We start from the raw sequence: 21,938 nt of genomic DNA, 5'->3' as shown, positions 1-21,938 counted from the left end.
CTCTGTGACCGCGGGACGCACTCCGTGCAACGCGCGGGCACGACAAAGGCCCCGGAGCACGCCAAAGCGTGCCCGGGGCCTCGGAGAGCCGAGCGGTCGGACCGGCGGGTTACTTGTCCTTGCCCTCGCCGTCGCCGCCCATGGACTCGTAGATCTCCTTGCACATGGGACACACGGGGTACTTCTTCGGGTCGCGGCCGGGCACCCACACCTTGCCGCACAGCGCCACGACGGGGGTGCCGTCGAGGGCGCTCGCCATGATCTTGTCCTTCTGGACGTAGTGGGCGAAGCGCTCGTGGTCGCCGTCACCGTGGGACACCTGCGGCGTCGGCTCTACGAGGGTCCCCGTACCAGTCCCGCGCTCGGGCTCAAGAGTGCTCATGAGTGCCAAGGGTACTGAAGCGCCCGGACAACGGGCGCGAGAAGGTCCGCGGTCAGTTGAGCGAGGGGTCGTCCGGATATGTGGCGACCATCGCGAGTTCGTTGCGCTGGCGGCGCAGCACCTCGCGCCAGAGTCTTTCGGGGGACGGCGAGGAGACGTCGCCGGGTTCGGACTCGACGACGTACCAGGCGCCCTCGACCAGTTCGTCCTCCAGCTGGCCGGGGCCCCAGCCGGCGTAACCGGCGAAGATCCGCAGGGAGCCGAGGGCCGAGGCGAGCAGTTCCGGCGGGGCCTCCAGGTCGACCAGGCCGATCGCGCCGTGCACCCGGCGCCAGCCGAGCGGGGCGCGGTCGCCGTTCGCCCCGCCGGGGATGACCGCCACGCCGAGCGCGGAGTCCAGTGACACCGGGCCGCCCTGGAAGACGACCCCCGGCTCGCCGGCGAGGGAGGCCCAGCCCTCCAGGATGTCGCTTACGTCCACCGGGGTGGGGCGGTTGAGGACGACACCGAGGGAGCCCTCCTCGTCGTGGTCGAGAAGGAGCACCACCGCACGGTCGAAGTTCGGGTCCGCCAGGGCGGGCGTGGCCACGAGCAGCCGCCCTGTGAGCGAGGACACCTCGGTCATGCCAGACATGATCCCGCATCTTCCTCTCCCATGGGGAGCCAATCAGGGTGTGGGAGTGAATGCAGCCATGATTTGGAGGGGCGGCCTGGTAAGGCCTCGCTTGAGGGTGGTGGTGGGAGACGGGAGGGCGGAAGGGAGCGCCCCCGGCGCACGGTCACCGGCGGTGACCCCATGTGCCCGATTAGGCACCGTTCGTGTTGTGACACAGCTATGACGTAGCTGGGCGGTCCTTGGGCATACGGGAGTAGGCCGATGGGCGATTACTCTGTCTTTCCTGCCCTGCCCAACTCCATGGAACGCGAGATTCATGACCGTCAACGACGATGTCCTGCTTGTCCACGGCGGAACCCCGCTGGAGGGCGAGATCCGGGTCCGCGGTGCGAAGAACCTCGTGCCGAAGGCCATGGTCGCCGCCCTGCTGGGCAGCGCACCCAGTCGGCTGCGCAACGTTCCGGACATCCGTGACGTGCGGGTGGTGCGCGGCCTGCTGCAGCTGCACGGGGTGACGGTGCGTCCGGGCGAGGAGCCCGGTGAGCTGGTGCTCGATCCGACGTACGTGGAGAGCGCGAACGTCGCTGACATCGATGCCCACGCGGGGTCCAGCCGGATCCCCATCCTCTTCTGCGGCCCGCTGCTGCACCGGCTCGGCCACGCCTTCATCCCGGGCCTGGGCGGCTGCGACATCGGCGGCCGGCCGATCGACTTCCACTTCGACGTGCTGCGGCAGTTCGGCGCGACCATCGAGAAGCGGGCGGACGGCCAGTACCTGGAGGCGCCGAAGGGGCTGCGCGGCACGAAGATCCAGCTGCCGTACCCGTCCGTCGGCGCGACCGAGCAGGTGCTGCTGACGGCCGTACTCGCCGAGGGCGTCACGGAGTTGTCGAACGCGGCCGTCGAGCCGGAGATCGAGGACCTCATCTGCGTGCTGCAGAAGATGGGCGCGATCATCGCGATCGACACCGACCGCACGATCCGCATCACCGGCGTGGACAAGCTCGGCGGCTACACCCACCGGGCCCTGTCGGACCGTCTGGAGGCCGCGTCCTGGGCGTCGGCGGCGCTGGCGACCGAGGGCAACATCTACGTCCGGGGCGCCCAGCAGCGCTCGATGATGACGTTCCTGAACACCTACCGGAAGGTGGGCGGTGCCTTCGAGATCGACGACGAGGGCATCCGCTTCTGGCACCCCGGCGGCCAGCTGAAGTCCATCGCCCTGGAGACGGACGTGCACCCGGGCTTCCAGACCGACTGGCAGCAGCCGCTCGTCGTGGCCCTGACCCAGGCCACGGGCCTCTCGATCGTCCACGAGACGGTCTACGAGTCCCGCCTCGGCTTCACCTCCGCGCTGAACCAGATGGGTGCTCACATCCAGCTCTACCGCGAGTGCCTGGGCGGCTCGGCCTGCCGCTTCGGCCAGCGCAACTTCCTGCACTCGGCGGTCGTCTCCGGCCCCACCAAGCTCCAGGGCGCCGACCTGGTCATCCCCGACCTCCGCGGCGGCTTCTCGTACCTCATCGCGGCCCTCGCGGCCCAGGGCACGTCCCGCGTCCACGGCATCGACCTCATCAACCGCGGCTACGAGAACTTCATGGAGAAGCTGGTGGAACTCGGCGCCAAGGTGGAGCTGCCGGGCAAGGCCCTCGGCTGACCGGCGTCTCCCGACCCCGGCCCGGGGCAACGCCCCCCGGCTGGGGGTCCGGGGGCCCGCGGCGGAGCCGCTGATGTCACAGCCCCCGGGTAGACACAGCATGGAGAAGCTGGTGGAACTCGGCGCCAAGGTGGAGTTGCCCGGCAAGGCCCTCGGCTGACGCCTGTAAGTGTTGGTACGACGATGGGGCGGCCCCTGGTGGAGGGGCCGCCCCATCGTCATTGCTCAGAGTGCCCCGCAGGGGCGCGGGGCTGAGCTGAAAGTGCGGCTACCGCCGCGTGGGCGCGGCCAGCCACGACGGGCCCGCAGTCACCCACGGCGCTCACGCGAAGCGCCTCGGCTCACTTGCCCTTCGCGGATTCCTTGAGCTTCGAGCCCGCGGAGACCTTCACGCTGTAGCCGGCGGGGATGTTGATCGGCTCGCCGGTCTGCGGGTTGCGCGCGGTCCGAGCGGCACGGTGGGTGCGCTCGAAGGTCAGGAAGCCGGGGATGGTGACCTTCTCGTCGCCCTTGGAGACGATGTCGCCGACGACATCGGCGAAAGCGGCCAGCACGGCGTCGGCGTCCTTGCGAGTCACCTCGGCACGGTCGGCCAGCGCGGCCACCAGCTCACTGCGGTTCATGTTGTTACTCCCGTGTTCTTCTTGCCATTGAGGCGTGCCACGCGGCGGAGCCGCATGTTGGGCCGGGACGCATCCTGCCCCCACCTGCGGCGGGAACGCCAATCCGGTGCCGCAAATACCCTACGGGTGGGCCGAAGGGGGGGTTTCACGACGCGCCGGTCGGATGGCGTGGCAAGTTTCACAAACGTTTGCCTGGGTTGTGTTTCGGCCGCCGGCCGGTGGGGGCTGATCGCGCAGTTCCCCGCGCCCCTGAAAACCTTCAGGCGCCCTTCGCCGCTTCCCGTACCGCGCCTGCCACCGCTCCGGCGACCTTCTCGTTGAAGACGCTCGGAATGATGTAGTTCGGGTTCAGCTCGTCCTCCGTGACCACGTCGGCGAGGGCCTTCGCGGCCGCGAGCATCATGTCGGTGTTCACCGTACGGGACTGCGCGTCCAGGAGGCCCCGGAAGACACCCGGGAAGACCAGCACGTTGTTGATCTGGTTCGGGAAGTCCGAGCGGCCGGTGGCCACCACGGCGGCCGTCTGGCGGGCGATCGCCGGGTCCACCTCGGGGTCGGGGTTCGCGAGTGCGAACACGATCGCACCCTCCGCCATGGCGGCCACGTCGTCGCCGTCGATGACGTTCGGGGCGGAGACGCCGATGAAGACGTCGGCGCCGCGCACGGCCTCCTTGAGGGTGCCGGTCAGGTTCTCGTGGTTGGTGTTGTCGGCGATCCAGCGCAGCGGCGAGTCGGCCGACGCGTCGACGAGGTCCTCGCGGGCGGAGTGCACGACACCGTGGATGTCGGCGACGACGGCGTTCTTCACGCCGGCCGCGAGCAGCAGCTTGAGGATGGCCGTACCGGCCGCGCCGGCGCCGGACATGACGACCCGGATGTTCTCAATTGCCTTGCCCGCGACGCGAAGTGCGTTCGTCAGGGCGGCGAGGACGACGATCGCGGTGCCGTGCTGGTCGTCGTGGAAGACGGGGATGTCGAGGGCCTCGCGCAGGCGGGCCTCGATCTCGAAGCAGCGCGGCGCGGAGATGTCCTCCAGGTTGATGCCGGCGAAGCCGGGGGCGATCGCCTTGACGATCTCGACGATCGCGTCGGTGTCCTGGGTGTCGAGGCAGAGGGGCCACGCGTCGATGCCGGCGAACCGCTTGAAGAGGGCCGCCTTGCCCTCCATGACCGGGAGGGCGGCCATGGGGCCGATGTTGCCGAGGCCCAGGACCGCGGAACCGTCCGTCACGACCGCAACGGAGTTGCGCTTGATGGTGAGGCGGCGCGCGTCCTCGGGGTTCTCCGCGATCGCCATGCACACGCGGGCCACGCCCGGGGTGTAGATCATGGAGAGGTCGTCACGGTTGCGGATGGGGTGCTTGGACTGCATCTCGATCTTGCCGCCGAGGTGCATGAGGAACGTACGGTCCGAGACCTTGCCGAGGGTGACGCCCTCGATCTCGCGGAGCTGCCCGACGATCTGGTCGGCGTGGGCGGTCGAACTGGCCGCGATGGTGACGTCGATACGGAGCTTCTCATGGCCGGACGCGGTGACGTCGAGGCCGGTGACCGAGCCTCCGGAGGACTCCACGGCGGTGGTGAGCTGCGAGACGGCGGTTCCGCTCGCGGGCACCTCCAACCGGATGGTCATCGAGTAGGAGACGCTGGGCGCCGTTGCCATGGCCGACTTCCTTCGTTGTTTCACCGTGTCGCTGGTTTTGCCGTCCGATCGTCGCACCTACCGCCGGGTAGGCGTTAGCCGGGCCTGATTACGTGCGTATTGTTCGCGCAGAAGAGAGGCCCACGTCACACAGTGACGTGGGCCTCTCTACGTTCATGACACCGACCCGCCATGCTCGCCTCGCGGCAAGTGGTCGCTCGCAGCGACGAAGGTTGGGCCCGGGGGCTTGGATCGAGCCGGTGTCACGACAAGGCTAACAAACGGATCCCGCGCAGCCATTCCCGTCCGGGGAGTTCACAGGAAACCTCCAGCCGAACGGGCCTGACTCCGGCCCTGCCGTCAGTCCCTGAGCAGGTCCGGGACCCCCGCCGCGTCCGGTTCGTCCCGCTCGCCCGAAACCACCGTCAGCTGTTGCGTCGCCCGGGTGAGGGCCACGTACAGCACGCGCAGCCCGGCCGGGGACTCGTCGGCGATCTCCGCGGGCGAGACGACGACCGTGGCGTCGTACTCCAGGCCCTTGGCCTCCAGGCTGCCCAGGGCCACCACCCGGTCGCCGAGCCCGGCCAGCCAGCGGGCGGCCTCGGCGCGCCGGTCCATGGCGACGACCACGCCGACCGTGCCGTCGACCAGGTCCAGCAACCGCTCGGCCTCGGCGCGGACGGTCTTGTCGAGCGAGTCCCGCACCACCGTGAAGCGCGGCTCGACGCCGGTGGAGCGGACGGCCGAGGGGGACTTGGAGCCGGGCATGGCGAGGGCCAGGACCTTGGCCGCCAGTTCGGCGATCTCGGACGGGTTGCGGTAGTTGACCGTGAGCTCGAAGCGGCGCCGCGGGCGGCTGCCCAGGGCCTCGTCGCGGGCCTCGGCCGCCTCGTCCGGGTCGGACCAGGAGGACTGGGCCGGGTCGCCGACGACCGTCCAGGTGGCGTGCCGGCCGCGGCGGCCGACCATCCGCCACTGCATCGGGGTGAGGTCCTGCGCCTCGTCGACGATGACGTGGGCGTACTCGACCCGCTCCTGGGCGAGCCGCTCGGCACGCTCGCGCTGCGACTCCTCTCGCATCGGCATCAGCTCCTCCAGGCCGGTGAGCTGGTCCAGCGGGTCCGCCTCGCGCTTCCGCTTCGGGCGGGCGGGGGTGCCGAGGATGGCCTGGAGTTCGTCCAGCATGGCGATGTCGTGGACGGTGTGGCCGTCCCGCTTCAGGGAGCGGGCCACCCGGCGGATCTCGCCGGGGTTGAGGATGCGGCGGGCCCAGCGGCCCAGGCGCCTCTCGTCGGTCATGGCCTTGAGGACGGTCTGCGGGGTGAGCTCGGGCCACCAGGCGTCGAGGAACTCGATGAAGGAGTCCTCCGTGACGATGTCCTCGTCGAAGGAGGAGCGCAGCTCGGCGGCGAGTTCCGGGTCGGTGTGGCGGCCGGCCGCGCCCGAGCGGTGCCACAGGGCGTCCAGGAGCAGCTTGCGGGCGCGGGGGCGCAGCAGGTTGACCGGGGCCGTGCCGCCCAGCGCGTTCTGTCTGACGCGCTCCAGGTCCGCGGCCTCCAGCTCCAGGCGGCGGTTGAACGCGACGACCCTGAGCCGGGTCGGTGAGTCGTTCAGCTCCAGGGCCCCGCGGGCGGCCTTGCGCAGCACCCGGAGCATCCGGGAGGAGCCCTTGGCGCGGGCGGTGGCCGGGGTGTCGTACAGGGTCGCCTCGGTGCCGTCGACGAGGGAGCCGATGGCCCGGATGGCGACCTGGCCCTCCTCGCCGAGGGAGGGCAGCACCCCTTCGGTGTACGCGACCAGCAGCGGGGTCGGGGAGACGATCAGGATGCCGCCCGCGTAGCGGCGCCGGTCCTGGTAGAGCAGGTAGGCGGCGCGGTGCAGGGCGACGGCCGTCTTGCCGGTCCCCGGGCCGCCCTCGACGTAGGTCACGGAGGCGGCGGGGGCGCGGATGACCAGGTCCTGCTCGGCCTGGATGGAGGCGACGATGTCCCGCATGGTGTGGCTGCGGGCCTGGCCGAGGGCGGCCATCAGGGCGCCGTCGCCGATGACGGGCAGCGAGTCGCCGTCCAGGAAGGCGGTCAGCTCGGGGCGCATCAGGTCGTCCTCGACACCGAGGACCCGGCGGCCCTTGGAGCGGATGACCCGGCGTCGTACGACACGCCCGGGATCCACCGGAGTGGACCTGTAGAAGGGGGCGGCGGCCGGCGCCCGCCAGTCGATGACCAGCGGGGCGTAGTCCTGGTCGAGGACGCCGATGCGGCCGATGTGCAGGGTCTCGGCGATGTCGGCGGTGTTGTCGGCACGGACCGCGCCCTCGGCGGGTTCCACGGCGGTGTAGGCGCCGTCGGGCCCCTTCTTGCCGTCCTTCCCCAGGAGCAGGTCGATCCGGCCGAAGAGGAAGTCCTCGAACTCGTTGTTGAGCCGGTTCAGGTGGACGCCCGCCCGGAAGACCTGCGCGTCCCGCTCGGCGAGTGCGCCGGGGGTGCCTACCTGACCGCGCTTGGCCGCGTCGTTCATCAGGAACTCCGCCTCGTGGATCTTCTCCTCCAGGCGGCGGTACACCCGGTCGAGGTGTACCTGTTCGACGCTGATCTCACGGTCTCGGACGGAGTCCTGTGCGGAATCCTGTTCGGAGCCGTGCGAGCCGACCACGGATTGCTGAGCCTGAGCGGCCACCGGGCCCCCTTCTGACGTGCTGGGCAGCCGTCAACCGTACGCGAAGGGGGCCCGCTGAAGCTACGCGCTGACCGAGACGAGCTTCTTGCCGTCGAAGGTCATGACCTCGAAGTGGTCGATCTGGTTGGGGGTGAAGGCAGCCCCGCCGTGCACGTAGAGGGGCTCCTTGGCCTTCTCCGTCTTGGCGTCGGTGATGCCGTATCCCCAGGTCGGAACGGACCAGGAGGTCACCGTCTCGCGCTCGCCGTTCTTGCCGACGGCGATCAGCGAGCACTTCTTCGGGCCGGTGACGTTCTCGAGCTGGAGGACCGCGTGGGTGCCCCAGTCCTTCTTCTCGACGGCGACGGTGGCGGAGACGTGGGTCGTCGGGTCCGTCGCCGACTTCTTGTCGGTCATGGTCTGGAAGGCCGCCTGGGCGGGGCCCATGGCCATGTCCGTGCCGTTGTTGCCGTCCGAGCCGCCGCCCAGCGCCACACCGGCCGCCGAGCCGCCGGCGATCAGTACGATCGAGGCCGCCAGCGCGAAGATGTTGCGCCGGCTGCGGACCTTCCGCTTCTCGGAGACCTCGACGACGAGCTTCTCGACCATCCGCGGACTGGGCTTGGCGGACAGCGACTCGCCGATGGACGGGGTACTTCCGGAACCCGGCAGATCCGCCAGGGCCGCGAGCATGGGCTCCATTCCGGCCAGCTCGTCGAGCTGCTGGGCGCACCATTCGCACCCGGCCAGATGGGCCTCGAAAGCGGTTGCCTCGGCGTCGTCGAGAATCCCGAGCGCATACGCGCCGACAGTCTCGTGCTCATTGGGCACCGGAGATTCCTGCATGGCACCAGACATACCCGAACCACCTGTGCCGAATCCGCCGTGCCCCCCGTACACACTCATCACGCCGTCACCCCCCGCTCCTCCAGTGCCAGCTTCATCGACCTGAGGGCATAGAACACCCGGCTACGGACGGTGCCGCTGGGTATACCCAGCGTTTCGGCCGCCTCGTTGACGGTACGCCCCTTGAAGTACGTCTCGACGAGCACCTCCCGGTGGGCCGGGGTCAGGTCGTCGAGCGCGTCAGACAGCGTCATCAGCCACAGCGCCTTGTCGATCTCGTCCTCCGCGGGGATGACCTCCAGCGGCGACGGATCGACCTCCTGCGGCCGGGCCTGCCGGCTGCGGTGACCGTCGATGACGATGCGGCGAGCGACCGTCACCAGCCAGGGGCGTACCGATCCGGTCGCTCGATTGAGCTGTCCGGCGTTCTTCCAGGCACGGATGAGTGTCTCTTGCACGACGTCCTCGGCGCGTTGCCGATCACCGGCGACCAGCCGAAGGACATACGCAAGGAGAGGTCCGGCGTGCTCTCGGTAGAGGGCACGCATCAGCTCCTCATCGGGCTCCGAGGGCTGGGACATGCGATGTCGGGCCCTCGATCCACGTTCATTGGCCACGGCCGCATCCTTGCGCACGCCCACCTCCGGTGTCCGGGGGTTCCCCCAGTCGGTCGCTCCCCCACCGGTACGGAAGTGACTCGCGGTGTGTTCAACAAGACCCCACATTTTTCTGCGAGGTGACATGACGAGCGGGACATGACCCCACATTCCCACCGCGTGATCTTTACATTTCCGACACAACGTCGAAGGCGGCCGGGCTGCCCGTACTCACCCGTCACCAAACGGAGTGTTGTCGAAATCACTTTCGCGGAGCTTCGATGAAGATCCGGCAGAAGCCGCGAATGGGACGGGAGTTGGGAGTCGGAGTGACGGCGGTCACGTGTGTTCATGCCCGTTCACGCCCGTTCACGCTCGTTCACGCACGGGCGAGCGCGGCTCGGCGCCGGTGCCTAGCCACCCGCTCGCGGTTCCCGCAGACCTCGCTGGAGCACCAGCGGCGCCTGCGCCCCCGCGAGGTGTCCAGGTACACGAGGGGGCAGTTGTCGCCCTCGCACTCCCGGATCGCCGCCCGGGCGACGGGGTCGGTGAGCAGCTCCACGGCGTCCCGGGCGACGGCGGCGAGCAGCGCGGCGCACTCCGGCGGGCCGGCCAACTCCCGCACCAGAAGTCCGTCTTCGCCGGGTACGGCGCGCGGGGCCGGGGGTGCCGCGGCGCGGGCGAGGTCGTTGACGCGGCCGAGCGCGAGGTCGTACGACCGGGCCCTCGACGCGTGCCGGCCGCGTACCAACTGGCCCACATGTACCCGCAGTTCACGGAAGCCGACGAGCCAGCCGGCGTCGGCGTGGGCCAGCGGGGTGCCCGGCGGGACGAGTCCGGATCCGGTGATCCAGGCCCGCAACGGTTCCAGCCCGTCGAGCCGTTCGCCGGGATGCGTGGTCGCGAGCAGATCGAGACAGATCCGCCCGGCGTCGAAGCGCAGCTCGTACGGGGCCGCGGCCGTACCCAGTGCCATGTGCCTGTCACCGCCTACGCCTAGGACAGGGGAACCGTTCTGTTCACAGTGCCCGGTGCGGCGGGCGGCCGGAAGCCCTCGTACCGGTGTTCCGCCGTTCCGCGGGGTTCCCGTGCGACCCCGCTCGGGGCGGGGACGCCGGTGCACGGAACGCGGGCCGTCCCCGTTCGGTCCGGATGTCCCGGCAGGCCTCGCCGCCCCCGCTCCCGACCGTGACCCTGTGTCCTGCGAACGCACAGCGAGCCGCCCCAGGGGGGACCTCGCCGGGGGACGGCGGTTCAGAAAGGACACGTTCATGAGCATGCGTACCCGGGTCGTCGCGATGGCGGCGGCCGCACTGCTGGGCGCCACGGGCATCGCTCTGGCACCCGACGCGAGTGCCGCCTCGTACCACGGCATCAACGGCGGCGGCTCCGTCCTCGACGACTGGCAGGACGAGGAGCAGATCGGCGTCGACGACTACACCAACAGCAACGCCACGGCCCTGTGGCAGACCGTTCTGTGGGCGGACGGCGCCCAGTGGCAGGACGACGACGGCGTCTCGCACCCCTTCGAGAAGGCCCAGATCGACGGCACGTTCGGCGACGAGACCGAATCGGCCACCCAGTGGTGGCAGGGGCACTTCGGCCTGACGGACAGGGACGGTGTCGTCACCGAGGACAGCTGGACGTTCGCCCAGAGCAGGCTCACCGGCCCGCCCGGAAACGGCACCGTCACGTACAACGGCGTCCGGAAGGGCACCTTCAAGCGGGTCGGCATCAAGTACCGGGTGCGGATCAAGGGCGCCGGCCCCTGGAAGACCGCGTACTACGACAAGCTCGGCTGAGCACGCCGCCGGGGCGGGCGGCCGCGGAGCCGCCCGCCCCGGCGGGGCAGCGCCCACAGGAGCCCGGCCGTCAGCAGCGCGACGAGGGCGAACGCGGCGAGGGCGGCGATCCGCCACCGCCGCTGTCCTGCGGGCGGTTCCGGTACCGCTTCCGCCTGCGCCTGCGGTACCGCTTCCGTCCGCGGTTCCGACGCGCCCTGCGGCCAGGCCTGTTCGGCCAGTTCCCACAGCGCGAGCAGCCGCGCCTGGTCCCCGCCGGCCAGCCGGCAGAGCACCTGTGCCGCGCCCCTCGGCGGCAGTCTGTCGCCGCTCAGATAGCGCTGCCAGGACGACTTGCTGTACGCGGTGCGCCGGGCCAGTCCGGCGAGGCTGAGTCCGGTACGGCCCTTCAGGAGCCGCAGTTGCTCGACCAGATGCCGGGCCTCGCGCGGCAGCGTGGCCGGCAAGGGCTGCCAGCGTGTCATGTTCCGTCCCCGTCCCGTCCCCGTGTGCCGTGGTCCGGCGTCAGCGTGCCGCCCGGCCGGAGAGATCCGGCAGAGCGCACGGCCGCGGATCCGGGGCACGGACCGCCGCACGTGCGCGGCCGCACGGGACGGCCCGGCGCGCCCGGGCAGGAACGGACCGGAGTGACGGGCCACGGGCCCCCCGCTACGGCCCGCTGCCGCCAGGCGGTCCCCAGAACGTCGTACGCCGGTCAACCGGTCCGCTCATCGCCCGGGGCGAAGAACCGCCGCACGTACTCCCCCGACGGCAGCCCGCTCTCCCGCATGAGGGAAAACACCTCGGCCCCTTCCCCCGGCGTCCCGTCGATACGGAACGCCTCGGTGAACCTCACGTACTCGACTCCGTCCAGCCCCTCGCAGTACTCCCGCGCCTCGCCCTCCGCCCGCTCGATCGCCTCGTCGGCGGACCGGGCGGTCCACAGCGTCACGCGTTCCTCGTACACGCCGAGGGAACGGTGCCGGTAGACACATCGCACGCCGTACCAGGGCGAACTGTCCGCATCTCTCCCGGTGTCTTCCGGCTCGACGGTGACAGAGCCGTCGGCCTGCGTTGTTTCGCCCAAGCCCATCGGGGAGACCGACCCATCGCCTTTCGACGGTCCTTCCGTGCAGCTCCGCTGGGCAGCCGTCTTCTCATGACATGTCTCATGAAAAACTTGCCAAGTTGCGGAAGTGAAACGAGCGGCTCAGCCAACGGGGAGTGGATGCTGTGAGCACACGGCAAATGCGGAAGATGTTCCAGCTGATGGCCAGTGGAGAGCCCGTCGAGCTCACCAACGCCTGGTCCTCCGTGAAGAAGCTCGCCCGGCTCGCCTTCGTCGCCCAGCAGTTCGGGTACGAGTACGCCGACGCCCGCCACACCGGCTCCCGCAACAACGTCCTCAAGCTGCTGATCGTGCCCGACCACAGCCCACAGGGCCGGGCCAGGGCCGCGCAGAACTGGGCGCAGTACCCGAACGCCGCCGACGGTGTCTCGCTGCCGCCCCTCGTGCCCGACGCCGTCGAACTCCTCAAGGCCCGCATCCAGTTCGACCTCACCGGGAAGAACGCCGAGAAGCGTATGCTGCTCGGGGCCGGGGGCATCACCCTCGGGCTGGTGCTGGCCGCAGCGCGCGCCGGCGGGAGCGCGGGGGCCTTCGTCGTCGCCGGGGTGGTGTGGGTCCTCCTCATGGCGGTCATGGGGCTCGGGTTCTTCGTCACGCGCGGGCGCAACGCCAAGTTCGCGCAGCGGCTCCTGGCCGCCGGGTTCGTGCCGGTGACGGACCAGAGCGGGCGGGTGCGGTATCTGCCGCCCGGCACACCCATACCCATGCAGCCGAGCCCGGTGCAGCAGCCCCAGTACCAGCCGCAGTACCAGCCACAGCAGCCTCAGTACCAGCCCCCGCAGCCTCCGAACCAGCCCTCGCAGCAGGCCGCCGGTCCCTACGGCCCGTACGGCGGCCAGGGTCCCTACGGCGGCCAACCCCCCGCCACCCCTGCTCCTGCCCCCGCCCCCGGTTACGGTCAGCAGCCGCCCGCGCCCTACGCCCCCGGCCCCTACGCCCCGCCCCAGCAGCCCGCCGGGCCGTACGCCGCTCCTCAGCAGCCCCCGGGTCCGTACGCCCCCGGCCCCTACCACCAGCAGCCCCAGCAGCCTCCGTACCCCTCCCGCTGACCCGCCCCCGCCCTCCGACCTCTCACCGGGCCTCCCCGCAGGGTGAGAGCAACGTTCCCTTCCGGTCACCCACAGCCACAGCGCGGAAACGACGCCTCCCTACCTTCGTGGCCTAGTCACTCGTAGCAGACCGAGCACGCGGAGCACCGTGGAGGCGTCATGACAGCCCCAGCCCCTACTTCCCGTAGTCGCTGGATCCAGGAGTGGGATCCGGAGGACGAGACGTTCTGGAACGCGACCGGCGAGAAGGTCGCCCGGCGGAACCTGATCTTTTCCGTCCTCTCCGAGCACATCGGGTTCTCGATCTGGACCATGTGGTCGGTTCTGGTGCTGTTCATGGGCCCGGAGTACGGGCTCACCCCCGCCGACAAGTTCCTGCTGACCTCGATGGTCACGCTCGTCGGCGCGGTCGTCCGGGTGCCGTACACCTTCGCCGTCGCGATCTTCGGCGGCCGGAACTGGACGATCATCAGCGCCGGGCTGCTGCTCATCCCGACCGTCGCCGCGTTCGCGGTCATGAAGCCGGGGACGTCCTTCGACACGTTCCTGCTCGTCGGGCTGCTGGCCGGTATCGGCGGCGGTAACTTCGCCAGCAGCATGACCAACATCAACGCCTTCTTCCCGTTGAAGAAGAAGGGGTGGGCGCTCGGGCTCAACGCCGGCGGCGGCAACATCGGCGTGCCGGTCATCCAGCTGGTCGCCCTCGCGATCATCGGGGCGAGCGGCGGGCCGCGGGTGCTGCTCGGCATCTACATCCCGCTGATCGTCGTCGCCGCCGTGCTCGCCGCGCTCTTCATGGACAACCTCGCCACCGTGAAGAACGACACCGGCGCCGCGATCGACGCCGCCAAGGACGGTCACACCTGGATCATGTCCTTCCTCTACGTCGGGACGTTCGGGTCGTTCATCGGGTACGCGTTCGCCTTCGGGCAGGTGCTCCAGGTCCAGTTCGGCCGTACGCCCCTGCAGGCCGCCTACCTCACCTTCATCGGCCCGCTGCTCGGCTCCCTCATCCGGCCCGTCGGCGGCTGGCTCGCCGACCGGTACGGCGGGGCGCGGATCACCCTCTGGAACTACGTCGGCATGGCCACCGCCACCGCCCTGCTCGTCGTCGCCAGCATCCAGAAGTCGCTGCCGCTGTTCGTCACGTTCTTCGTCGTGCTGTTCGTGCTCAGCGGGCTCGGCAACGGCTCGACCTACAAGATGATCCCCGGCATCTTCCAGGCCAAGGCCCTCGCCAAGGGGCTGCAGGGAGAGGAAGCGGCGGCTTACGGGCGGCGGCTGTCCGGGGCCTCCATGGGGCTCATCGGCGCGGTCGGCGCGCTCGGCGGCGTAGGCATCAACCTCGCCTTCCGGCAGTCGTACCTCTCCTACGGCAGCGGCACCGGCGCCTTCATCGCCTTCCTGGTCTTCTACGGTCTGTGCTTCGCCGTCACCTGGGCCGTATACCTTCGCCGGCCGGCCACGCAGGAGCAGGCCACGGCCGCCACCGAGGCAAAGGCACAGCTCAGCTACGCCAAGGTGTGACGTAACACCGGTGACATCAACCCGAACCGAGCCTGTCACGCGCCGTTGACAGGCTCGTTCGGCATGCGGGTCAGCTAGGAGAGCAGCCATGGACGAGGAACAGCAGCAGCGACCGGAGCCCGGTCCGCACGGCCCTCTCGCGGGGTTCACCGTGGGGGTCACGGCCGCGCGCCGCGCCGACGAGCTCGGGGCACTGCTGCAGCGGCGCGGTGCCGCCGTGCTGCACGCCCCCGCGCTGCGCATCGTGCCGCTCGCCGACGACGGTGAGCTGCTCGCCGCCACGAAGGAGATCATCGACCAGGCGCCGGACGTGGTCGTGGCGACCACCGCGATCGGGTTCCGCGGGTGGGTCGAGGCCGCCGACGGGTGGGGCTTCGGCGAGGAGCTGCTCGGGCGGCTGCGGGACGTGGAGCTGCTGGCCCGGGGACCCAAGGTCAAGGGGGCCATCCGGGCCGCCGGGCTGACCGAGGAGTGGTCGCCGTCGTCCGAGTCCATGGCCGAGGTGCTCGACCGGCTCCTGGAGGAGGGCGTCGACGGCCGCCGGGTCGCCGTGCAGCTGCACGGGGAGCCGCTGCCGGGGTTCGTGGAGTCGCTGCGGGCGGCGGGCGCGGAGGTGGTGCCGGTGCCGGTGTACCGGTGGATGCCGCCGGAGGACCTGGGGCCGGTGGACCGGCTCCTCGACACCGTCGTCTCCCGCTCGGTCGACGCGATCACCTTCACCAGCGCGCCAGCCGCGGCCTCGCTGATCTCGCGCGCCGAGCACCGCGGGCTGCTCGGCGACCTGCTCGCCGCCCTCGGCCACGGCGTCGTCCCCGCCTGCGTCGGACCGGTGACGGCCCTGCCGCTCCAGGCCCTCGGCGTCGACACCATCCAGCCGGAACGCTTCCGGCTCGGCCCCCTCGTACAGCTGCTCTGCCAGGAACTGCCCTCGCGGGCACGGGCGTTGCCCATCGCCGGTCATCGCGTCGAGATCCGGGGGCACGCCGTCCTCGTCGACGGCGCGCTGAAGCCGGTGCCGCCGGCCGGGATGTCCCTGCTGCGGGCGCTCTCCCGGCGTCCGGGCTGGGTGGTGGCCCGCGCCGAACTGCTCCGGGCCCTGCCGGGCGCGGGCCGCGACGAGCACGCCGTGGAGACGGCGATGGCCCGCCTCCGTACGGCCCTGGGCGCGCCGAAGCTGATCCAGACCGTCGTCAAGCGGGGGTACCGGCTCGCCCTGGACCCGGCGGCGGACACGAAGTACGCGGACGTCTGAGGATGGCCGGGGCGGTCAACCCGGCCGCCCCTCACAGGTAGGTCACCTGGTGGATGTAGAGGCACTCGTGCCGCGGGACGATCAGGTACAGGAAGAATCCGCTGGGGACATGTGCGACGTTCCCCTTGGGCCCGGCCTCCTGGTAGGAAGCGCCATCGAGGTAGAAGGCGGCCGCGGCACGGACCAACTCGTCGGCCTGCTTCTCGACCTCGGGAACCAGGGCGGGCGGCGAGCCGCCGACGACGTGGTCCTCGGCCGGGTCGTACTCCCACCGCCAGGTCACGCGGACACCGCCTGTTGAGCCTCGGCCTCGACAGCTCGCAGATCCGCCATCGCCGCCCGGAACTCAGGGGCGTCACGGCTGCTGGTGGCGTGCACGGCCGCGAGGGCGGCCTGGTGACGGGAATGGAGATCGGGTCGTCGTTCGATCTCCACCTGTGCCTGCCAATAGGCCAGCCAGTGCCGGAGGTGGCCGATCCTGCCGTCCTGGAGGGCCGCGGCCAGCGCCTGCTCCTTCTGCTGTTCCATCTCGGCGAGCCTGTACGGGGCGATGCGGGCCAGCGCGACACGAACCGCGTCCGGCGTCGGTTCCGGGCGCGGAATCAGCTCATGACCATGGTTGGGGTGTGTGGTCATGCGGCGGCTCCTCTGTCCTTCGCTTCCTGCCCCCACCGTACTGGGCACCACAGACAACGGCGTGGTCTCACGGCGCACCTGCCACATCATGCGACGGCCTTCTGCGGTCCCCCGGGTTCCCGAGCACCCAGCTCGAACCACAACAACTTCCCGACACCGCGGTCCAGCGGACCACCGTCCCCGACGGACCAACCGCCCCACGAGTCGGCGCACTCCTGTACGAGATGCAGCCCGCGCCCCTCTTCCGCGTCCGCCGAGGTGAGCCGGACGCGGTCCCAGGGCGGTGCACCGAACGGGGCCGGGATGCGCGGGTGGCTGTCCCAGACGCCGACCCGAAGCCGGCCGTCGGGCAGGGCGGTCAGCCGGAGAGAGGCGGGGCCGTTCGTGTGGCGGTAGGCGTTGGTGACCAACTCCGATGTCAACAACTCGACGACATCGAGGACTTCAAGTCTGCCGTGGCCGCCCAGCGCCGCCCGTACGGTCATGCGTGCGACGCGTGCCGCGCGCGGGTCGTGCGGCAGACGGAGGGCGTACACCCAGGTGTCGGGCAGGGATACGGTTCCCATGGAGACCTCCAGCGAGAACAAGAAGGGGGAGGCGGATCGGGCTCAACGACCGCGCCGGGCGGTGGCTCTGCCGTGGGGTGCGCTTCCGGCTTATGGGCGCGGGGAGTTGGGCTGCGTGTAATCACCGTAGAGCAAATGGTTAGATGCATCTAACTAGAACCACTGAAAGCATCCACACTTCACTCCTGTGAGGGAGCGCAGTGCCGCGTCGCGGCCAGGAAGGAGACAGCGTGCCGCCCACCGACAGCCCTACGCTCCGACAGCGACGGCTGGGTGCTGAGCTGCGCAAACTGCGGGAGCGGGCCGGGCTCACGGCAACCGGCGCCGGCACCCTCCTAGGCGTCAATCAGGCGCGCGTCAGCATGATCGAGACCGGCCGCACCCCCGTCAGTGCCGACCGGCTTCGGTCCATGGCACGCGCCTACTCCTGCTCTGACGGGCAACTCGTTGACGCCCTGGCCTCGATGACAGGTCGGCGCACTCGCGGCTGGTGGGACAGCTACCGCGATCATCTTCCAGTCGGCCTCATCGACCTTGCCGAGCTGGAATACCACGCGGCATCACTGCGCGTTGCCCTAGTGATCCACATCCCCGCGCTGCTCCAGACGACCGACCACGCACGGGCGCTCTTCAAGGAGGCCGTGCCGGCTCTGCGGCAGTACGAGATCGAGCATCGGGTCAGCCACCGGATCAAGCGACAGGAGATCCTGCACCGCGCGAGTCCCCCGCCCTACACGGCGGTGATCCACGAGTGCGCACTGCACATGGGGTACGGGGGCCCCGCCACTGTGCGTGCCCAGCTCAAGCACCTTCTGGAAATGAGCGAGCTGGAACATGTGACCGTTCGGATCATCCCGTTCGGCAAGGGCTCCTTCCCCGGCACAGGACAGTCCGTCGACTATCTGGTGGGGTCGGTGCCTCAACTGGACACCGTTCAGTTGGACACCCACCACGGGTGTGACTTCCTCGACGCCGAGGCCCAGTTGGAAAAGTACCGACTCGTTCTCGACCGCATGGAAGAGAACGCTCTCGAACCCGCAGAATCCCTTGACCTGATCCACCGCATCGCAAAGACCATCTGAGGGAACCGTGTCCGAACTCCGTTGGCAGAAGTCCACCTACAGCCCCGACGCCTCGAACTGCGTCGAAATAGCCACCACCCCCGCAGCCGTCCACATCCGCGACTCGAAGAACCCGGCAGGCCTCCACCTCACGGTCGGGTCCTCCACCTGGGCCCACTTCGTATCCCGCGTGGCACAGCCACGGCCACAGTGACCGCATGGGAACGGACATCCACGGCTGGATCGAATGCCGCACCTGGCGGGAGGGCCTGAACCACGACGAGACGGCATGGTCTCCGGCCATCGGCTTACCGATGCTGGGGATGCCGAGGGACTACGACGGCTTCGCGTGCCTCTTCGGCGTACGTGACTTCGATGCCACGTGGCGCCCGGTGGCGGCGAACCGAGGCCTGCCGCCGGACACGTCCCCCCAGGTCCGCCAGGAGCACGCCACCTGGGCGGCCGCGGCCTTCGCCGAGACCTGGCTGACCTGGCCGGAGGCGAGGGCGATCGACTGGACGGAACCGGCGGTCCCCCGCGCCACCCACATCGCCCGCTACGACCGCACCCCGGACGGCACCCTCCGCCTGGTCCACCACCACGACTGGAGCAGAGGCTTCGCCCGGGCGAGCGGCATCAACACGCTGACGACATCCCCGGCCGACCTGGCCGGCCTCTGCCCCGAGGGCACGGAATGGACCACCGGCACCACGGTCTACCGGGCCGAGCGCTCCCGCCGCCGGGACGCGGTTCCGGAGGACGGCCCGTGGGCCCCGGTGTGGACGGTGATGGAGGCCCTGGCGGGGGTCCACGGCGAGGAGAACGTGCGGTTGGTGGCGTGGTTCGACGAGTAACAACCGCCTGCCCCGCCCCGGGTCACGGCCGACATGCCTTGTCACCCTTGGATGAACCACCTGCTCTTGTCGGAGCAAGCGGTGGTCACTTCCAGTGCAGCGACTTGGCGACCGCCTCGAACAAGTCGACCATGGCGTCGGCGAACACGTCCAAGGACGTCGAGAACGTGAGCAGCAGGACCGCCCGAGTGCTCGGCACCCTGACCGCGTAGTCCACCACGGTCACGGGCAGTTGGTTGCCGGTCGGGTCTTCGTCGTCCGGAACCTTACGGGTGCGCCGCATCGTCGCGGGACCTGCGAAAGGGAGAACGACGTCAGTGATCTGCTGGGACCGGCCCTTCGCTTCGAGGCGTACGTCCTCCCCGGCCGGGACCACTGTGACCAGGAGCGAGGAGGAGAGAGGCACCGGGCCGATGGAGGTCGTCGAGATGTAGAGTTCGACGCCGCCGTTCTCGTGGCCTTCTTCCGCACGCGCGCTCACGGCCTTGATGAATTCCCGTTTGAGGAGCACGGCATCGTCCTGGCCGTCGAAGACCCGCTCGGCCAGTGCGCGAACGGGCGCTTTCCAGCTGCCGGGTTCGAGAGGAATCCTGAACCAGCCGTCCGGAACGAGCAGTCCGTAGTCGCTCGGGGGGAGGATTTCTCCGTCGGTACGGCCATCGGCGGCGACGTCTGGCATTCCTCACCCTTCCTTGGTCTCGGCGAGCTCCAGCGACTCGGCCAGCGTCTGCGCCAACTCCAGGAGCGCTTCGCTGAAGACGAGGTTGGTCCACGACATCCGGAAGACAAGGATGTTGTCGACCTGTGGCGGAATCACCGCGTAGGTGACCGTCTCCATCATCGTCTTCTTCTTGAAGAGCGAACCGGTCTCGACCGCGAGGAGTTCCTGGACTCGGACACCGGGCCCGGCCGGAAGGTTCACCTCGGACACGCTCCGGCGCTCGGGCGACGTCGGAAGGACGGCTTCCAGGAGATCAGGAAGACGGTTCGTGGACCGGTATCCGTCGCCGTCGTAGTCGTGGACCTCGTAGACGGCGGTCAACGCCTTTGCCGCGTCGATCACATAGGCATAGGCGAAAGTGGGGTCCCCCAGGTCAGCCGTGGCTGCCACCCGGGCCAGTACCGAGGTCAGTTCGCGCACTTCGCTTCGCGGAGCATCCGCGCCCAGATATTGCCGGGCAGCCTGCTTGGCCCACTCCCCGAACTCCGCACTCTCTCCAACGGGAAGTCTGATACTGCCCTCGGGTTCTGAGATCAGGCACTGCCACATCGCTTCGTCACTCACTCGGAATTCCTCCTGGCCGTCACGAACCCGTCGTCCAAGCGGCCTTCCACTTGTTGTACGGATTATCCCATTCCATGAGGCCGTGGAGCTTGTCGTTCCCGTCGATGGCGGTCGCCGCGGCAGTGTAACCGAGCCACCTCTGCCCAGCGGATCGCACATAGTCGGTGAACTTCACACCGCCCATACTTTCAAACTTGCCGAGAACCGGCACCTCTTTGAGCGCCTTGCTGGACTCGACCCATTCCGGATTACCGAAGGGCCGGGCTCCCCGCCAAGCATCCCTTCCGAAGAGCTTCCCCACGTCCTTGAAGTCCTTGAGTCCCTTCACGGCGTCCGCCGTGTCCTGATAGATCACCTTGGGATTCAGAACGTGCTTGAACTCCCCGAGCTTCCCGAAGGCTCCCGGCAGGTCGCCCGCGAGTCTCCGTGACGCCTCTTCGGCGGCTTGGTTCGCGACCTTGGTGGCCTTGCCCTTCAGCGTGTTGGCCGCCTTCACCGATCTACCGGACAGCGAGTTGGCGGCGAGGTAGTCCGCCCTGGCGGAGCGGCTCGCCGTCTGCACTCCCCGCACGCCCGCCGCAGCCGCCTTGCCCGCGCTCAGCGCGGCACGGCCCAGACCGAGCGTGAGCAGGGCCACGCCGTCCAGAACCAGGTCGGCGATACTCGCGTCTCCCGAGAACACGAGCACCAAGTGACAGGCGAGGGACACCACCGTCGCAAGCAGAGCAATCGCGTCCAGTACACCCGCCAGCGCCCAGCCGATCACCGGGATCCAGCCCACCAGCAGCGAGGCGAGAGCACAGGCTGTCGCCACCCAGCCGGCGATGTCGGCGATGCTCTTGAGCGCCCCCTTGATGTTCTCCCAGGTGGAGTCCTTGAGTTTGTCGTGGTCGATGAGCGCCTCAAGGGCCCGGGCCGCCTTCTCACCGGCCCGGTTGCGGGCGTCCTTGGCGGCGTACACCCGCTTGATGGCGTCCTCGACGCGACCGTCGACCTCGTCCCGCTTCGTGGTCAGGTCGCGTTTCTTCTGCTCGTAGTCGTCCGCTGACCTGTCCAGGGCGTCGAGTGACTTGTCGAGACGGTCGCGCTCTTCACGGTCGCGCTCGGCGTCGTTACGGGCCTTGTCCGCCGCCTGCTGGGAGGACGACAGGACGGACGCGTACTTCTCATCCGGCCGGTCCGTCTGCTCGCCCAGGAGGTCGGCAGCCGTCTCGAAGCGGTCCAGGACCTTCTTCAGCCGTCCGACGGTCCCCTCGGCCGTCTTGCGGAACTCGTCAGCGGCATCGCTCTGCCAGCCGTCCACGCCACAGAGGGCTTCGATGTTGCCCGTCTGTCTTCTGATCGCATCGGCCACCGAGCGGAATCGCCGACCCAGCTTCGCCACGGCCTCGGGGTCCCCGGACACCGGGTCGGAGTCCAGCTCGACCGGTGACCAGTCCTTCGGTCGGGACATCATCCCCCTTGCCTCTGGGGCTTCTTCCCCTGCTCGCGGACCGCGTTGGCGAGGTCGGTGTCAATCTGCTCGTAGGCCTGGGCCGCGGCCTTCGTGATGGCCGCGAGCCTGGCCAACTCTCCTTCGAGCTTCCCCCGCTTGTAGTCCCAGTTGTCAGCGAAGTCGTCGAGCCGGTCCGTGAGTTCCTCATGGCCGACGACCTCACGGCTCCAGCCGTACTTGTCCTTGTCGTCGAGCCCTTGCAACTCCTCGACGATCTTCTCGATGCCCGTGGAAACGCTCTTGAGTACGTCGAGATCGTCGATCCTGGTCCTGTCACCCACGACGC

The 21,938-nt window shown here is 69.6% G+C and carries 25 protein-coding genes; 8 read left to right on the top strand and 17 right to left on the bottom strand.

The genetic code is table 11. The annotated features are described in order from the left end of the window. Nucleotides 1-109: 109 nt before the first annotated feature. Both SSP29_RS44215 and SSP29_RS44210 read right to left on the bottom strand, forming a co-directional pair. Nucleotides 110-382: a DUF3039 domain-containing protein gene (locus SSP29_RS44215; protein WP_150136117.1), complete on the bottom strand. Its 273-nt coding sequence runs from the start codon at nucleotides 380-382 to the stop codon at nucleotides 110-112. A 52-nt stretch (nucleotides 383-434) separates the two neighbouring features. Further along, nucleotides 435-1,007: a YqgE/AlgH family protein gene (locus tag SSP29_RS44210; protein WP_089106631.1), complete on the bottom strand. Its 573-nt coding sequence runs from the start codon at nucleotides 1,005-1,007 to the stop codon at nucleotides 435-437. Nucleotides 1,008-1,314: 307 nt separating this feature from the next. Between SSP29_RS44210 and murA the strand changes: the two genes are divergently transcribed. Then, entirely contained in the window at nucleotides 1,315-2,655 is a 1,341-nt protein-coding gene (gene murA, locus SSP29_RS44205; protein WP_089106630.1) for a UDP-N-acetylglucosamine 1-carboxyvinyltransferase, read from the top strand. Between the two features lie 341 nt (nucleotides 2,656-2,996). Here murA and SSP29_RS44200 read toward each other — a convergent pair whose 3' ends face one another. From SSP29_RS44200 to SSP29_RS57625, 6 genes are all read right to left on the bottom strand, one after another. After that, nucleotides 2,997-3,278, bottom strand: a complete 282-nt coding sequence (locus SSP29_RS44200; RefSeq protein ID WP_089106629.1) for an HU family DNA-binding protein — start codon at nucleotides 3,276-3,278, stop codon at nucleotides 2,997-2,999. Nucleotides 3,279-3,537: 259 nt separating this feature from the next. Further along, nucleotides 3,538-4,941 (bottom strand): NAD-dependent malic enzyme, encoded by a 1,404-nt coding sequence (locus SSP29_RS44195; protein WP_089106628.1) that lies wholly within the window; start codon nucleotides 4,939-4,941, stop codon nucleotides 3,538-3,540. Nucleotides 4,942-5,280: 339 nt separating this feature from the next. Continuing rightward, the gene (locus tag SSP29_RS44190) at nucleotides 5,281-7,596 is read right to left on the bottom strand and encodes a HelD family protein (RefSeq protein WP_089106627.1); all 2,316 of its coding nucleotides are present in this window, start codon (nucleotides 7,594-7,596) and stop codon (nucleotides 5,281-5,283) included. A 60-nt stretch (nucleotides 7,597-7,656) separates the two neighbouring features. Beyond that, entirely contained in the window at nucleotides 7,657-8,481 is an 825-nt protein-coding gene (locus tag SSP29_RS44185) for an anti-sigma factor family protein (protein ID WP_150136115.1), read from the bottom strand. Further along, on the bottom strand, nucleotides 8,481-9,002 hold the full coding sequence (locus tag SSP29_RS44180; RefSeq protein ID WP_010039908.1) for a sigma-70 family RNA polymerase sigma factor: 522 nt from the start codon (nucleotides 9,000-9,002) through the stop codon (nucleotides 8,481-8,483). Before SSP29_RS44180 ends, SSP29_RS44185 begins: the two co-directional genes overlap by 1 nt. A 394-nt stretch (nucleotides 9,003-9,396) precedes the next feature. Then, a complete protein-coding gene (locus SSP29_RS57625; RefSeq protein WP_089106625.1) occupies nucleotides 9,397-9,993 on the bottom strand; it encodes a CGNR zinc finger domain-containing protein in 597 nt (198 codons plus the stop codon). 295 nt (nucleotides 9,994-10,288) lie between these two features. Between SSP29_RS57625 and SSP29_RS57620 the strand changes: the two genes are divergently transcribed. Further along, nucleotides 10,289-10,819 (top strand): peptidoglycan-binding domain-containing protein, encoded by a 531-nt coding sequence (locus SSP29_RS57620; RefSeq protein ID WP_089106624.1) that lies wholly within the window; start codon nucleotides 10,289-10,291, stop codon nucleotides 10,817-10,819. Here the strand turns inward: SSP29_RS57620 and SSP29_RS44165 are convergent. Both SSP29_RS44165 and SSP29_RS44160 read right to left on the bottom strand, forming a co-directional pair. After that, nucleotides 10,801-11,283 (bottom strand): helix-turn-helix domain-containing protein, encoded by a 483-nt coding sequence (locus SSP29_RS44165; RefSeq protein WP_089106623.1) that lies wholly within the window; start codon nucleotides 11,281-11,283, stop codon nucleotides 10,801-10,803. The two genes, SSP29_RS57620 and SSP29_RS44165, sit on opposite strands and share 19 nt — an antisense overlap. Before the next feature lie 230 nt (nucleotides 11,284-11,513). After that, nucleotides 11,514-11,750 (bottom strand): hypothetical protein, encoded by a 237-nt coding sequence (locus tag SSP29_RS44160; protein WP_150136111.1) that lies wholly within the window; start codon nucleotides 11,748-11,750, stop codon nucleotides 11,514-11,516. Between the two features lie 281 nt (nucleotides 11,751-12,031). Between SSP29_RS44160 and SSP29_RS44155 the strand changes: the two genes are divergently transcribed. The 3 genes from SSP29_RS44155 (at nucleotide 12,032) to SSP29_RS44145 (ending at nucleotide 15,755) form a co-directional block, all read left to right on the top strand. Beyond that, nucleotides 12,032-12,976 (top strand): hypothetical protein, encoded by a 945-nt coding sequence (locus SSP29_RS44155; protein ID WP_089106622.1) that lies wholly within the window; start codon nucleotides 12,032-12,034, stop codon nucleotides 12,974-12,976. 159 nt (nucleotides 12,977-13,135) lie between these two features. Continuing rightward, nucleotides 13,136-14,503 carry a nitrate/nitrite transporter gene (locus tag SSP29_RS44150; RefSeq protein ID WP_089106621.1) on the top strand — a complete coding sequence of 456 codons (1,368 nt, stop codon included), beginning with the start codon at nucleotides 13,136-13,138 and terminating at the stop codon, nucleotides 14,501-14,503. Nucleotides 14,504-14,591: 88 nt separating this feature from the next. Beyond that, the gene (locus SSP29_RS44145) at nucleotides 14,592-15,755 is read left to right on the top strand and encodes a uroporphyrinogen-III synthase (protein WP_089106620.1); all 1,164 of its coding nucleotides are present in this window, start codon (nucleotides 14,592-14,594) and stop codon (nucleotides 15,753-15,755) included. A gap of 31 nt (nucleotides 15,756-15,786) precedes the next feature. On the opposite strand, the gene SSP29_RS44140 is transcribed toward SSP29_RS44145, so the two are convergent. The 3 genes from SSP29_RS44140 to SSP29_RS44130 form a co-directional block, all read right to left on the bottom strand. Next, the gene (locus tag SSP29_RS44140; RefSeq protein ID WP_089106619.1) at nucleotides 15,787-16,038 is read right to left on the bottom strand and encodes a hypothetical protein; all 252 of its coding nucleotides are present in this window, start codon (nucleotides 16,036-16,038) and stop codon (nucleotides 15,787-15,789) included. Further along, on the bottom strand, nucleotides 16,035-16,391 hold the full coding sequence (locus SSP29_RS44135) for a hypothetical protein (RefSeq protein ID WP_089106618.1): 357 nt from the start codon (nucleotides 16,389-16,391) through the stop codon (nucleotides 16,035-16,037). Before SSP29_RS44135 ends, SSP29_RS44140 begins: the two co-directional genes overlap by 4 nt. An 86-nt stretch (nucleotides 16,392-16,477) precedes the next feature. After that, nucleotides 16,478-16,957 (bottom strand): ATP-binding protein, encoded by a 480-nt coding sequence (locus tag SSP29_RS44130; protein WP_089106617.1) that lies wholly within the window; start codon nucleotides 16,955-16,957, stop codon nucleotides 16,478-16,480. A 230-nt stretch (nucleotides 16,958-17,187) separates the two neighbouring features. Between SSP29_RS44130 and SSP29_RS44125 the strand changes: the two genes are divergently transcribed. From SSP29_RS44125 to SSP29_RS44115, 3 genes are read left to right on the top strand one after another with little or no spacing between them, the layout of a single operon-like run. Then, complete coding sequence (locus SSP29_RS44125; protein ID WP_089106616.1) at nucleotides 17,188-18,039, top strand: helix-turn-helix domain-containing protein; 852 nt, start codon at nucleotides 17,188-17,190, stop codon at nucleotides 18,037-18,039. A gap of 7 nt (nucleotides 18,040-18,046) precedes the next feature. After that, the gene (locus SSP29_RS44120) at nucleotides 18,047-18,232 is read left to right on the top strand and encodes a DUF397 domain-containing protein (RefSeq protein ID WP_089106615.1); all 186 of its coding nucleotides are present in this window, start codon (nucleotides 18,047-18,049) and stop codon (nucleotides 18,230-18,232) included. A 4-nt stretch (nucleotides 18,233-18,236) separates the two neighbouring features. Further along, nucleotides 18,237-18,872: a hypothetical protein gene (locus SSP29_RS44115; RefSeq protein WP_089106614.1), complete on the top strand. Its 636-nt coding sequence runs from the start codon at nucleotides 18,237-18,239 to the stop codon at nucleotides 18,870-18,872. An 85-nt stretch (nucleotides 18,873-18,957) separates the two neighbouring features. Here SSP29_RS44115 and SSP29_RS44110 read toward each other — a convergent pair whose 3' ends face one another. From SSP29_RS44110 to SSP29_RS44095, 4 genes are read right to left on the bottom strand one after another with little or no spacing between them, the layout of a single operon-like run. Further along, complete coding sequence (locus tag SSP29_RS44110) at nucleotides 18,958-19,551, bottom strand: hypothetical protein (protein ID WP_089106613.1); 594 nt, start codon at nucleotides 19,549-19,551, stop codon at nucleotides 18,958-18,960. A gap of 3 nt (nucleotides 19,552-19,554) precedes the next feature. Beyond that, nucleotides 19,555-20,157: a hypothetical protein gene (locus SSP29_RS44105; RefSeq protein ID WP_145969028.1), complete on the bottom strand. Its 603-nt coding sequence runs from the start codon at nucleotides 20,155-20,157 to the stop codon at nucleotides 19,555-19,557. A 19-nt stretch (nucleotides 20,158-20,176) separates the two neighbouring features. Further along, on the bottom strand, nucleotides 20,177-21,610 hold the full coding sequence (locus tag SSP29_RS44100) for a putative T7SS-secreted protein (protein ID WP_089106611.1): 1,434 nt from the start codon (nucleotides 21,608-21,610) through the stop codon (nucleotides 20,177-20,179). After that, the gene (locus SSP29_RS44095; RefSeq protein WP_089106610.1) at nucleotides 21,610-21,933 is read right to left on the bottom strand and encodes a hypothetical protein; all 324 of its coding nucleotides are present in this window, start codon (nucleotides 21,931-21,933) and stop codon (nucleotides 21,610-21,612) included. The genes SSP29_RS44100 and SSP29_RS44095 overlap by 1 nt, the downstream gene beginning before the upstream one ends. Between the last annotated feature and the right edge of the window lie 5 nt (nucleotides 21,934-21,938).

Source organism: Streptomyces hyaluromycini, assembly GCF_002217755.1.
GTDB lineage: Bacteria > Actinomycetota > Actinomycetes > Streptomycetales > Streptomycetaceae > Streptomyces > Streptomyces hyaluromycini.
Note: the sequence above shows the minus strand (reverse complement) of the source record. Positions and strands in the feature narration are given on the sequence as shown.